The following is an 11,964-nucleotide window of genomic DNA, read 5'->3' as shown; positions in this document are numbered from 1 at the left end:
GCGCCTCGCTCATATTGAACCGGCCCGGCTTTGCCGGAGACCGTTTGGTTTAAATTATGCGGCCCTGGCTGGCGCGTCCAGCATCGCGTAGTATCGTTCTTCGGCCTCGGCTGGCGGGATATTCCCGATGGGCTCCAGGAGTCGGCGGTGGCCGAGCACGGAGCGGTGTTCGTCGATGAAGGAAATCATCGCTTCAGAGGGCGGTCGAGCTCCGCCTGGGCGAAATACGCCGAGGCTTTGCGTAGAACCTCATTCGCCTGACGAAGCTCCCGGTTCTCCCGTTCCAGAGCCTTCATCTTCTCCGCCACATCGCTCGGCAGGCCTGCTCGTTTGCCGGTGTCGACCTCGGTCTTCTTCACCCATTCGTGCAGCGTGGCTGGCGAGCAGCCAATCTTGGCCGCAATAGATGAAACGGCAGCCCACCGGGACGAGTGTTCTGCTTCGTGATCCAGCACCATACGAATGGCACGTTGACGGACTTCAGCTGAAAACTTGTTCGTTGTCGTGCTCATAGTGGCTCCACTTTCTCAGAAGTTGGAGCCTCCGGCAAAGCCGGGGCGGTTCAAGGTCTTTATCCGTCGGTTCGGCGGGCCCGGGTCCAATATCGTCTTAAATACCTGACCTAAAAACAAAAAACCTCCGCGTGCTGTGCGGAGGTGTTTTTAAAATTTGGTTCGGGGGCCTGATCGCACCGAGGCTTGCAAAACCCCTCCACTTGGAAGAAATCAAATTACAGCATTCAGTGTCTTATATTCCAATAGCTTAGACAGGCAAGGCAACTCCATCTGAAGTTTTCGCCTCATAAGCCTTACGACAAAAGATCACCTGCTAGCGGGCACAACCTGCGTGAATCCTTCCCATCAGTCCCGGTGCCGTTGCGGGGCCAAGGCCATCGTCTGCGCATAGGCGAGTGGCGAGCGATTGCCTGGCATGTTTTCGTCCAGCACCAGCGTCTTGAGATCGTCGGAGCGGACGTCGAGTGCTACGACGCGTTCGAGCTTGTCTATCTGCCACACGACATAGCCGAGTTCGGGAACATAGCCGCAATCGCAGCCGCAATCGCCACCTTTGATGGCATGCGCTTCTTCCGGCAAATACATGATCTGAGGTTTTGGCAACGTGTAGCAATGCCCCTCATAGGCATAGCCGTAAATCACGCCAATGCTCTTTATATAACGCCCGTCATCGCCCCGGAAATTTTTCGATGGAACGCCGATATCGACGGGAAGTTGCTGGAGCTTGAGATTGTGATCGACAATAGCAAAAACGATCTGCTGATTGACTATGCCGAATATTTCATCGCTGGTGATTTTGAGGACAGCCACTTCTTTGACCGCTTCAACAATTCTCCGCATCTCCGCAGACTCGACGGTAAGCCCTTGCAATTTTTCAGAGATTTGACTGCTGATAGTCTCATCCGAAAGCTTAAAAATTGGCCGATGGATGGCGGGCCTGCCGTAGAGGCGCACTTCACTCGGATTATAAGACAGATAATCCGGCTCGGACAGACCTTCCAGAATCGGCCCCACACCGGGATGACTGCTACAGTCGCTCATCGCACTCTCCTTTGCCTTTACCTCGATCCGATGATTTCACGCCACTTAAAATTCTCCGCCAGCAGTTCGGCCGCAGGCCCGTCCGCAGCGGCAATGACCGCGCCTGCCGCTTGGTCCAGTCGCAGCATGCTCGGATCAAGTGCATTCAGCGAAGCCGCCAAGGCCGTGCCCACCGCATCACGTGCGGCCGTCAGCGCCTGCTTGAAATACAATGGCCTGGCACTGAATGCCTCCGCCGTCGCCTGACGAAACGTATCAAATTCGTCCCATGCCAGGTCCCGGAGGTCGACTTCCAGAAGCCGCTTGTCGGCGCAACCTTTCGCGACCAGTTCGCGATGATAAAGCGCAACGATGCTGTCGAAGATCGCACCGACGAACGGCAACGCGCGATCATGCACCTCCCGCGTCACTGCAGACATTTGCCGGAAATTGGTTGCCAGGCGGATCTGCGTCTCGGGGCTTGTTTCGGCAAAGCGGTTCAGTTCGTTGTAAAGCAGCAGATTGCCTCTCGTTCTCCGCAGGAGCCGGTCAATCGCGGAATCGAAATGCAGCAGCGAGATCAGCGAAACACAGTCCGAAAAGGCTTCGGAGTAGGAAAAGAAGTCGCTGTCGGGCGATGTGGCGGTTGGCACGCCCGTCTCCGACAGCATAATCAGATGCCCGACCTCGTGCGCGATCGTGTCGAAATTCAACGCGTAAGGCCTTCGTATGCCGTCGACGTCGGAGCACCCAAGTTCCAGAAAGCCGTAGCCCGCCTGGGCGTTGTCCCAGTTGACAAATGGCACGATTTCAAGCCTTGGAAAGGTCTGGTCGAAAAACCAGTGAACGCGTTTCCCCAGATAACTCTGCCAGATGTCGAGAACGAAACGTACGCAGGCATAAGCGTGAACGGCAAGGAAAGGACGCGAGGTTGGATCGATATTGTCGAAGTGACGGTCCGGCCCCGGCCTCACCGGTGGGCGCTTTGCTCCGTCGAATGGCGGCAGGGTCGCGAAGCCGTAGGGCTGCTTTTCATAGAGTGGATCGGCGATATACATGGAAAGGTCACTGGGGCCCTCGCCGATTTCATCGCGTTGTATCGACAGCCACACACGATCGGGCTGTTCGTATCCGGGAATGAAGGGAGGCTGTGGATAGATCCAGAAGCGCGTGCCGACATGCGCACTCGAGGAGTCGAGGGAATCGTCCAGAAGCAGGCGCATCGCACATATGCCCCCCCCGATTGAAGAACTCGCAACTAGGAATTTAACTTATAAGAGTTTACTAATTTTGAGTCAATGCCGCCAGCCTCAAGATCCCGGACGAAGGTGTTCGTTGCAACCCACGCGCTGCGCGCGAACCCCTTACGGTCCCGATTTACCAGGATCCGTGCATTCCGCAGGGCCAGGAGCGCGTCCAGTCTCTTTTGTCCCACCAAATGATGGTACAGCTCGTTGACCCGCTCCTCCCGGTACCCCGCATCCCGCATGATCGCCTCGAAACGGCGCTCTCGAAAGTTCGTGTTTCGTGCAATTTCTGTCAACACGTCGCGCTCTGCGGCGATTAAGAAATTCTGGCGTGCCAGTTTGGTGAACGTCCTTTGGAGATCGACCAGGGAGTGCGTCAAAGGGATAAAGCCAAGTTCCGGCGGGCCTGTGAGAACAGCGACTGCATCGTCGGGCGCCATTCGCCAGCGCCGATACCACCGGTAGATCAGGCCGACACCGATCATGCCGAATTCATTGAGTTCAGCGGCCCTAAGCGCACCCATGCTTGCCGCGCCGATCACGACGATCCCTTGCGCCATCGCCCAGAGGATTTCCTTGTGTCGGACAGCCGGCCTGTCCTCAAATTGGCCGTCGATCAGGACCATCGCCCGTGGGTGATATGCGTGGGCAGCAAGTAGAATGTCGCCTTGCGCGGCCGGCTGGACGTAGATGGCATCCAGCACCCGCTCAGCTTCGGCCAAACGAAGCGTCGGGCCAAGAAACACCACGATCGGACCTTCCGCGCTTGCATCGACCATATGAACACTCACCGCAGGATTGAAAAGGGAGTGGCTCCAGGAAGAATGGTTCTTATGCACTGGACGCCGGTTTTGACATCCGCTCCCACCGGGACAGCCAAAATGGGTCCCATACCGGCGGACAGTACCCTATCGATGAGCGAGCCGAGATCCGGAACGGCCAGCGCGTCAACTGACGGATGCGGCAACCCGGACGTATCCATAAGAATTAGCTGGCGGGCTTTGGCGACGATGGCGTCGGTACTGCGCTTGTAGTGCTTCCGGGTTTGATCGTCGCGCGCACCCGATATAGCCCCCGCGCGTGCCGACAACGCTTCAAGCATCGCACTCACCGCCGCAGCCGCGACGCTCGTCCCCGCGGCATAGCCCTCGGTCGGAAGAGCAAGGATAGGCTCGCCAGGGCCTGTCTCGATCGTCTGGCACCAGACCACCGGGACATTTGCCGGCGAAGGGACGAGCCAAAGACCGAAAGAAATGGGGCGCTCGCCCACAACAGACAGTATATGATCAACTCCCTCCCCCAGGCCCAGCAGAGAAATGCGCATTCGATCAAAGAAGCCGTGCGTAACAAACGCGCGAGCGATAGCGTCCCGCTCGATACATTCAAACAGACCATGCAGAAACGCATCGAGGACAGTCATGTGACAGGCGAGACCCGTGGTCGTGCGCTCGAAGATGCCATCCTGGGCCAGTGGGGGATCCGTGTAGCAGGTATGAACGAGTTCTAGCGGGACTGGATGGGGAATACCTGCCGCTATGTCGATGCCGGTGACCCAGGGTATCATCATTGCCCGCCAGTTGCTCCGGCGATCGGGTACCAGGAGATTTTCAAACATGCCGTCAGCGATTTTGATTTCATCTGCCGTCGCATGGAAGACAAGCTCCGAAGGGATGGCTTCTGCATAGAACCGCTCAAGCGATTCCATAATCGCCCCCACTGCCGCCGACGCCATCCACAGGCCCCGTCCGAGTGACGTGACTTCAGAAAGGGCCGCGGGTCGAACGGCTTGAGCCACCGGCAGGCCGATCCGGTCAAGTCCGGTCAAATCGCCCAGCCGAGTGATGCGCGCACGACGGCAGAGTGGTAGAACAGCACGCAGGCATTGCGTGGTCTCTTCGAGATCTGGAGGTGACGGCAGGGGGTTGCCAAGGCCGGAAACCACGGCGCAGTGAAAACGCGCAAGCATCCCGTCAATATCTGACGGATCGTTCGTCTTCAGACCCGTGGGATCAAAGCTGACCGGCAACGCCTAGCTCCTGAATTGAACGTCTCGCCCGCGTTAGAAGCGCCTTGGCACCTTGGCGCTCAGCAAACTCTACAGCCGAGCGAAGGTCAGCGGCAATGGAACCGTTGTTTGGGGCAAGCTGCGCGTGAAGAACCGCTCGGCGACGATAAAGCTCGGCGAGCCAATAGGCATGACCGGTCTCCCTGGCCTTTTCGATCGCGTCATTGGTGACCTCGACCGCGAGCTCAAATTTTCCAGCAAGCCCGAGCAGAGTGGCGTGCATGTAGAGATAGATCGGCAGATCTGCCACGGTACCAAGGCTTTTAAGGAGCGACAGCCCCTCGCCAAACATTGCATGCCCGCTGTCGAGGCTTTCGCTATGCGCAAGAGCCCATCCGGCAAAGAGCAGCGACAAGCCGGACAGCGACTGCATATCATGCAGCTTCGCGAAATTGGCCATTCTTTCGGAAATTTCGGCCAGACGCCCATGGTCCTCCCGGTAAAATGCCGACACGGCTTCCGTATCCAGCGAATGCGCCTTGCTTGGCACATGCGATATCCGGTCCGCGAAAGCGACCATCTTCGAAAGCGCTGTGTCAGAGGCTTTCGATTGCCCTGTGAGCCACAGCGAAAGCGCCAGTTGCCCGAGGCCGCATACCTTCGCGTCATGGCCGCCAAACAACGTTCGGCTGGTCTTAGCCGATTGCTCCTCATAAAGCGCCATTCCCGCATTGATCGCGGACTGGGTCTCTCGATGGTTGCCGAGGTTGAAATCAATGGCCCAGATACAGTGGTTGACTTGCAGCTTGATCTCCGGATCGTCCACCCCGGACAGCATTGCCTGCACCTGCAAAGCACGATCGTGCATGATGCGAAAATCCGATCCTGTCAGCCACCAACCCCAGTAGATCGGAAACCACCTGGATTGATCCTCCATCGGCTGCCGGCGGGCGATGGTTACGCCAATTTCATAGAGCTTGCGTGCCGGGAGCGAATTCTGTCCGACAAGGCCGGTCAGGATAGGACCGAGTAAAGTCAGCGCGGACAGCTGATAAGGTTCGATTGTGTGTTTTTCGCCCAAGCGGTCGCACATTGCCAAGGCGTGCTCCAGATAGTTACGCGCCTCTATCATCGCCGATCGGCTCGAACTTTCCCTCCCTGCCGCAGTATACAGATCGATGGCGTTTTCGTGGAGCCCCGCGCGTTCCGCATGTTCGGCCAGCGTTCCGGTGTCGATCCACGCAGCCATCTGGCGGCTTCGACTGACGGCAACGAACAGGCGCCGATGCAAGGCCTGCTGCTGCTTGCGCAAGAGCGTCTTGTAAATAGTCTCCTGGACCAAAGCGTGCCGGAAACCGTAGGCGATGTGCCCTCGCGTCCTGATCCGCATTAGGAACCCAGCGTCGGTCAAGGTATCAGCGGCTTTGGCCAACGAGGTCTTACCCAATCCTGGCAACAGCGCGCGAAGGAGCGACAGCGTGAACCGATTGCCCGCAACGGCTCCCGCTCGCGCCACGTCCCTCGCAGTGCCCAGATCGTTGAGGCGCGCATTCAATATTTCCTCGAATGCTGACACATTGCTGGGTGTAACGTTCTCCGACAGGTTCATCGTGTCGGCGTCAACGTTCTCCGAAACCCATTGGCCAATTTGCTCGATGAAGAGAGGAACACCGCCGGATATCCTCTCGATGACGTCGTAAAGTCCGGGAAGCATAGCCTGCCGCTGCTCAGGCCATCGTGCCTCTATTGCCTGCCGGGTTTCGTCACGATCAAGCGGGAGCAGGATCAGACGCGTGGGGTTGGCTGCATCTAGCCAATCCGTCCCAAACCCGAGACGGGAGGTCGCAACGAGGAGAATCGGAAATTGGCGCACAAGCCGAGCGGCTTCGACCAGCAAATCCTTCGAGGTTGGATCGATCCAGTGGATGTCTTCAACTGCAAGGACCATGGGCCCGTTCGCACACAAGGCTGCGAGCACGCGAAACACGGCGCGACGCGCCCTTTCCCGAATGGCTTTGGGGCCGATATCGGCAAGCGCGTGATTTCGTCCAACGGCACCCAGCAAATGTGAAAATGTTTCAATCGCTTCGACGTCGCGAATTCCGTTTCGTTCGAAAGCGGCGGCCACGGCAGAAGCCGACAGACCCGGCTGGTCGTTTTGTCCGGATGCTGCGCCGGTAAAAGTGTTCAACAAAGGATGCAGCGTCGCCCGATGTCCCCCTGGCAGGCACTGAAAGAAAAACAGCCCTGATCGCTGGTTGCGAGTGATCTTTCGGACCTCCCGCAAAAGGCGCGACTTTCCAATGCCGGCATCTCCCTCGAGCAGGAGTATCTCGCCACCCGTCACGGGGACTCTTTCCCAGCAGGCGGCGATCGTGCTCAACTCGCTTTCGCGGCCAATGAACGGACCACCAAGACGACCGAACGCGTAGAACCGGTTGACCTCGATCTTGTGTCCAAGTGCACGCCACACCTTTGCCGGCAGCGTGAAGCCCTTGAGAACCCTGTCGCCTTCGAAAACGAAAGCATGCGACCTGCCAGCCAGGTCACGTGTCTCTTCCGAAACAAAAACGGCATCCGGTGGGGCAATCTCTTGCAGACGGGTGGCTATTGCCAGTGCCGCGGCGGCAACCGGCCCGTTCTGCGTCTCTTGAATAAGCGCCACGGATGTCGCGATCCCGACGCGCACATGCAAGTCGTCACGCAAAATGTCCCGACCAACGCGCGCGCAGCCTTCGACGATCCCAAGACCGGAGCGAATGGCGAGCGATGCCGCATCCTTCGCGCCCAGGGCATCCGGGAACAGTGCCACGCCGCCATCGCCGGCCTCGAGTAGCATGACGCCGGAATGAAATGTTATTGACTGTTTCGCTGCATTCTGAAATGCGGCCATCAATTCCTGATAGTCTTCTATGTCGAGGCGCTGGAGAAGTCCCGTAGACCCGACGAGATCGAAACAGAGGGCGGTTACCATCCGCCGCTCGCCAGCATGTTCGAAGGGGCGCGCCTTGCGACGTGAAGGTTTCGCCGGTTGTCGTAGTTTGTTGACCCGACTTTCGAGCATCCGCCACTCCTACGGCTCGCGTGTATTTCGGATGCAGAATATATAGCATATGTGACGGGCACTAGCGTAGTGGTTCCCCGCCGCTCCCAGGAATCCTATTGCAACTTTGCTCTGAGCCAAGAGCCAAGGTCATTTCAAGTCGGGCGGCAATCTCGCCGTAAATTGATGGCCATCACGGCGCAAGTGGACATGCACTCGGCGATATCCATAGCACACCCGCATCTCGCATATCTCCCTGATCCGTCTTTCGAGAGGGACCTGCCCGGTTCTTCGGGATTTGTGGTGATAGCTCAGGTTGTCGAACATCAGGACCTTGCAGGCCCGCCGGATCGATATCCCCCAATCCACCAGCATCCCGTCGATCAGCTTACGCTTGCGGGCAGGCCTCAGAGCTTTCGCCGGATGACGTCCTGGAGCATCTCCCGATCCAGCGCCAGATCGGCGACAATCTTCTTCAGCCTGGAATTCTCATCCTTAAGCGCCTTTAGTCGGCGCATCTCCTCGGGCAGCAGACCCGCGTATTCCTTGCGCCAATTAAAGTAGGTCGCCTGGCTGATGCCTGCCTTTCGGCAAATCTCAGCCACAAGCACGCCGTCATCACCCTGTTTCAGAATGAACGCCTTCTGGGCGTTCGAAAAGTTCGATGCTTTCATCGTTTCCGCTCCTGTTCCCAGCCGGGAATTTAGCGCGGAAAACTCCAATCAAAAACGATCCAGTTTTTGGGGATCAAAGCGGGAGCACCATAGGAAGTAACAAATACTCTACGGAAACTCCATTAGACCGCCGACAGCAAGTGAGGATCTGCGGCCGTTCATCCACGGTCGCAGCGCTCAGCAAGGGCAACGTCGCGCGATCAATATCCGATCAAGGGTGGCGGATCGATCTGCCTGTCCCCCTTAACCCGAACGAGCGGCTGGACCGCGCCTTGAACGGCTTCATCATGCTCGAAACTGGATTATTCTGACGGTCAGGCCACTCTCTCCATGTCAGAAGCGTGGCGGCGTAGCATGAGCTTTTCGACTTCGGTCATATGGTCCACTCCCCAGGCGCAGAGCGGCTTCAAGGCTCCAGCAAGCGTCTGGCCGAATGGTGTCAGGGAATACTCGACTTTCGGCGGGATTTCCTTGAAGTCGAATCGCTCGACGATCCCGTCAGCTTCCAGTTCCTTGAGTTGCTGAATGAGCATCTTGTCACTGACATTGCCGATGGCGCGCCTCAGGCCACCATAGCGTCGGGCTTCGTGGGCAAGGTGGAACAGGATCAAAGGTTTCCATTTGCCGCCCATGACAGCCAAGGCTGCGTCCAGTCCGCAGACAAAGCCCGGTTTTTCCATTTTGGATACTCCAATTAGATACTTACCAAAAGGTGCATACTGGAAGGACGAAAAGCAAGTCTCTATCTTCGGGCGGTCATCATTTTATAGGAGATAGAGATGGGTAAGCTTGCAGGAAAAATCGCCGTTGTAACCGGTGGCAACAGTGGCATTGGTCTGGCGACGGCCAAACGGTTTGTAGCGGAAGGCGCGGAGGTTTTCATTACCGGCCGTCGTCAGGAAGAGCTGGACAGGGCGGTGGAGGAGATCGGCGCCGGCGTGACTGCCGTGCAGGGTGACGTTTCGCGTCTGGATGACCTTGGCCGGCTGTTTTCGGCGGTCCGTGCGAAGAGCGGACGCATTGACGTTCTCTTCGCCAATGCCGGGCTCGGAAATATGGCGCCGCTTGGCGCTATCGACGAGGCGTCGTTTGATCTGACGTTCAACGTCAACGTGAAGGGAACGCTGTTTACAGTGCAAAAGGCCCTGCCGCTCATGCAGGCCGGGGGATCCGTGATTCTCACCGGCTCGACCACGGGATCGAGGGGAACGCCTGCATTCAGCGTCTATAGCGCGACAAAGGCTGCAGTCCGCAATTTGGCCCGGAGCTGGGCATTGGACCTGAGAGGGACAGGCATTCGGGTGAACGTGCTCTCTCCCGGCGCCACCGACACGCCCGGTGTCAGGGGCTTGGTAAATGCCGGAGAGGACGACGCGTTGCTGGCGAGTTTGGCCGCGCAGATACCGCTGGGTCGCGTCGGAAACCCCGAGGAGACGGCGGCGGTGGCACTCTTCCTCGCCTCGGACGAAAGCAGCTTCATGACAGGCAGCGAGGTGTTCGTTGACGGCGGAGCCGCACAAGTCTGACGACCGACGGAATTCCGGCTCCGGGCTTTCCTGCTTGGGGCCGTTTCCCTGAGCTCCAGGCAAAGGTATGCTGCATGCTCTGCCAGGCTCCGTCAGGTGTTTGCGGAATACATGCCCCTCCCCGACAGCTTGCAGTCCATGTTCGACCGATAAAGCTGAGTTATGATACACATCATCAGCCAATACAGGCTTCCGGGATCGACGACTTTCAGTTTCCGCCTCGGGTAGAATATGAACCGAGTGAAATGGGTTAGTACTGGGTCCTGCCATGGCAGAACAGATTGACTGGGCGTTCCTGCGCCGAGAAGCGCAGGGTCAGGCCAGCAAAGACGCATGATCGTGCCCTGCTTCCAACAGGCGCATAAAACTGAAGTTGTCGGCGGCATCAGATCGTTGGTGCGCTGCGAATTGATCATCAAATGAGGACCTACCTCATTGTCCGGTTTTCGGTGACGACCTGAGTGCCAATTATCTCTGATCTGCCCACGCCGCTGCAATTCCAGTATTGGCCGCGCGTCTGATAACTTGCGGCGGCTGACCGTAAGCCCGCATGAACGCGCGCCGCATGCGATCGCGATCTGCGAAGCTCGTTTGCTGAGCAACCAGATCAATGGGATGGCTCGTGTCTTCCAATATTGCCCGAGCCGCCTCAAGGCGCATATTCTCGAATGCTTTGGCTGGTGATTGCCCGGTCTCGGACTAAACCGCTCGGCTGAATTGGCGCGGCGACAGATGCGCGACCTCCAGGCTCGTCCGTGGTGGCGCCAACAAAGGCATGCCGATCGTGCTGACCAGCCCTTGGCCAGAGAGCGTTTACGCGTTCCGACTGATCTGGCCTCAACTTGCCGAACTCGGTCCGCTCGTTGCGATCGACCTGCCTGGCTTCGGTATGTCGGACGCAAGTCGCGGCGCCCTGACTCCCGAAGGCATGGGCGGCTTCATCCTCAGGCTTTTCGGCGAACTTGGCATCCAGCGCTGCCATGCCATCGGTCCCGACATCGGCACGACAGCGTTCCTGTTCGCAGCCACCGAGCAACCTGAGCGTTTTGCAACCCTCACGGTCGGGAGCGGTGGGACCGGCATGGACCTTCTCGGCGAGCAACACCGAGGAAACATTGAGGCCCCGGAAGACGCACTCGACGTCGGTCCCGATGCTGAACCGATTGTCGGCATGATCCAGGCGCTCATAACAGTTCCGACGCCTCAGGATGTGATGGAGGACTATCGCCTCTCCTCTGCAAATGGACGCTTCGCTGAGGCGGCGGCCTTTGTGCGCGCCTATCCGACGGACCTGCCAAAACTCCCGGCGCTCGCCGAGAGAGTCGTCACGCCGGTGCTGGTTCATCTCAGGACAAGTCGACCCGCTCGTGCCGCCGTCAAATGGAGACCTCCTCCAGCGCATACTGCCGAACTGCCGGCATGAGGTCATCGATTGCGGTCACTTCGCCTGGGTGGATGCGCCCAACGCCTACGTCGTTTCGCGAGCGCGTGGATACGGACAGGCGGATCTCCCTCCGAACTGACGGGTAGGGTTTCGCCTTGAACCAGTTTGAACCTGCGACCCAGGCTAGCGATGTATCAAACATACAACAATACGAGTTTCTTATTGAGAAAATTCAACTTTTGAAGCCCGTTATTTGCCGGGAGGATTACCGAAGCAGCGTGTCTGTTCGGTCGTAAGCTGGAGGGAGATTGGGTCTCAAGTCATGCCCTTAAACGCAAAAACCGCCCCTGAGTTACAGAGGCGGTGAGGAAGATTGGCGGTTAAGCTTGTTATATCGGTGTGATGAGCGATTTATGCATGAACTGGTTGCGGGGGCAGGATTTGAACCTGCGGCCTTCAGGTTATGAGCCTGACGAGCTACCGGGCTGCTCCACCCCGCGCCAAGCGCAAACTTTGGTTTGCGCGACACGCCAACGTTTTTGCGTTGGCG

General features: G+C 58.0%; 8 protein-coding genes, 1 tRNA gene, 3 pseudogenes and 1 other annotated feature. Of the genes and pseudogenes, 2 read left to right on the top strand and 10 right to left on the bottom strand.

What is annotated here, in order from left to right; translation table 11 throughout:
• Positions 1-126: 126 nt before the first annotated feature.
• The 8 genes and pseudogenes from GVK95_RS11295 to GVK95_RS11260 all read right to left on the bottom strand — a co-directional run.
• Positions 127-512, bottom strand: a pseudogene (locus tag GVK95_RS11295) (transposase); the annotation flags it as partial.
• Positions 143-231: a sequence feature (AL1L pseudoknot), on the bottom strand. (Overlaps the previous pseudogene by 89 nt.)
• Positions 513-860: 348 nt before the next feature.
• Complete coding sequence (locus tag GVK95_RS11290) at positions 861-1,556, bottom strand: hypothetical protein (RefSeq protein WP_159949571.1); 696 nt, start codon at positions 1,554-1,556, stop codon at positions 861-863.
• Between the two features lie 17 nt (positions 1,557-1,573).
• Positions 1,574-2,758 carry a hypothetical protein gene (locus tag GVK95_RS11285; protein WP_159949569.1) on the bottom strand — a complete coding sequence of 395 codons (1,185 nt, stop codon included), beginning with the start codon at positions 2,756-2,758 and terminating at the stop codon, positions 1,574-1,576.
• 35 nt (positions 2,759-2,793) lie between these two features.
• Entirely contained in the window at positions 2,794-3,561 is a 768-nt protein-coding gene (locus GVK95_RS11280; protein ID WP_159949567.1) for a TfuA-like protein, read from the bottom strand.
• Between the two features lie 8 nt (positions 3,562-3,569).
• Positions 3,570-4,748, bottom strand: coding sequence for a YcaO-like family protein (locus tag GVK95_RS11275; RefSeq protein WP_159950259.1), 1,179 nt, complete (start codon positions 4,746-4,748; stop codon positions 3,570-3,572).
• A 43-nt stretch (positions 4,749-4,791) separates the two neighbouring features.
• Positions 4,792-7,851, bottom strand: coding sequence for an AAA family ATPase (locus GVK95_RS11270; protein ID WP_159949565.1), 3,060 nt, complete (start codon positions 7,849-7,851; stop codon positions 4,792-4,794).
• Between the two features lie 168 nt (positions 7,852-8,019).
• Positions 8,020-8,504: pseudogene (locus GVK95_RS11265) on the bottom strand (transposase); the annotation flags it as partial.
• A gap of 314 nt (positions 8,505-8,818) precedes the next feature.
• Complete coding sequence (locus tag GVK95_RS11260) at positions 8,819-9,184, bottom strand: helix-turn-helix domain-containing protein (protein WP_159949563.1); 366 nt, start codon at positions 9,182-9,184, stop codon at positions 8,819-8,821.
• A gap of 99 nt (positions 9,185-9,283) precedes the next feature.
• Between GVK95_RS11260 and GVK95_RS11255 the strand changes: the two genes are divergently transcribed.
• Positions 9,284-10,030, top strand: coding sequence for a glucose 1-dehydrogenase (locus GVK95_RS11255; protein ID WP_159949561.1), 747 nt, complete (start codon positions 9,284-9,286; stop codon positions 10,028-10,030).
• A gap of 468 nt (positions 10,031-10,498) precedes the next feature.
• Here the strand turns inward: GVK95_RS11255 and GVK95_RS11250 are convergent.
• Positions 10,499-10,774: pseudogene (locus GVK95_RS11250) on the bottom strand (helix-turn-helix domain-containing protein); the annotation flags it as partial.
• 40 nt (positions 10,775-10,814) lie between these two features.
• Here GVK95_RS11250 and GVK95_RS11245 point away from each other — a divergent pair.
• Complete coding sequence (locus GVK95_RS11245; RefSeq protein WP_159949559.1) at positions 10,815-11,453, top strand: hypothetical protein; 639 nt, start codon at positions 10,815-10,817, stop codon at positions 11,451-11,453.
• Positions 11,454-11,837: 384 nt separating this feature from the next.
• Here GVK95_RS11245 and GVK95_RS11240 read toward each other — a convergent pair.
• A tRNA-Met gene (locus GVK95_RS11240) sits at positions 11,838-11,914 on the bottom strand.
• Positions 11,915-11,964: the final 50 nt, after the last annotated feature.

The sequence above is a fragment of the Rhizobium sp. 18065 genome, from assembly GCF_902706095.1.
GTDB lineage: Bacteria > Pseudomonadota > Alphaproteobacteria > Rhizobiales > Rhizobiaceae > Allorhizobium.
This window is presented reverse-complemented; position numbering and strand designations above follow the sequence as displayed.

What these genes read in the sequence shown, in the direction of transcription:
- GVK95_RS11290 (WP_159949571.1), bottom strand. Translation starts at nt 1,556, where the DNA reads ATGAGCGACTGTAGCAGTCATCCCGGTGTGGGGCCGATTCTGGAAGGT.
- GVK95_RS11285 (WP_159949569.1), bottom strand. Translation starts at nt 2,758, where the DNA reads ATGCGCCTGCTTCTGGACGATTCCCTCGACTCCTCGAGTGCGCATGTC.
- GVK95_RS11280 (WP_159949567.1), bottom strand. Translation starts at nt 3,561, where the DNA reads ATGGTCGATGCAAGCGCGGAAGGTCCGATCGTGGTGTTTCTTGGCCCG.
- GVK95_RS11275 (WP_159950259.1), bottom strand. Translation starts at nt 4,748, where the DNA reads ATGCTTGCGCGTTTTCACTGCGCCGTGGTTTCCGGCCTTGGCAACCCC.
- GVK95_RS11270 (WP_159949565.1), bottom strand. Translation starts at nt 7,851, where the DNA reads ATGCTCGAAAGTCGGGTCAACAAACTACGACAACCGGCGAAACCTTCA.
- GVK95_RS11260 (WP_159949563.1), bottom strand. Translation starts at nt 9,184, where the DNA reads ATGGAAAAACCGGGCTTTGTCTGCGGACTGGACGCAGCCTTGGCTGTC.
- GVK95_RS11255 (WP_159949561.1), top strand. Translation starts at nt 9,284, where the DNA reads ATGGGTAAGCTTGCAGGAAAAATCGCCGTTGTAACCGGTGGCAACAGT.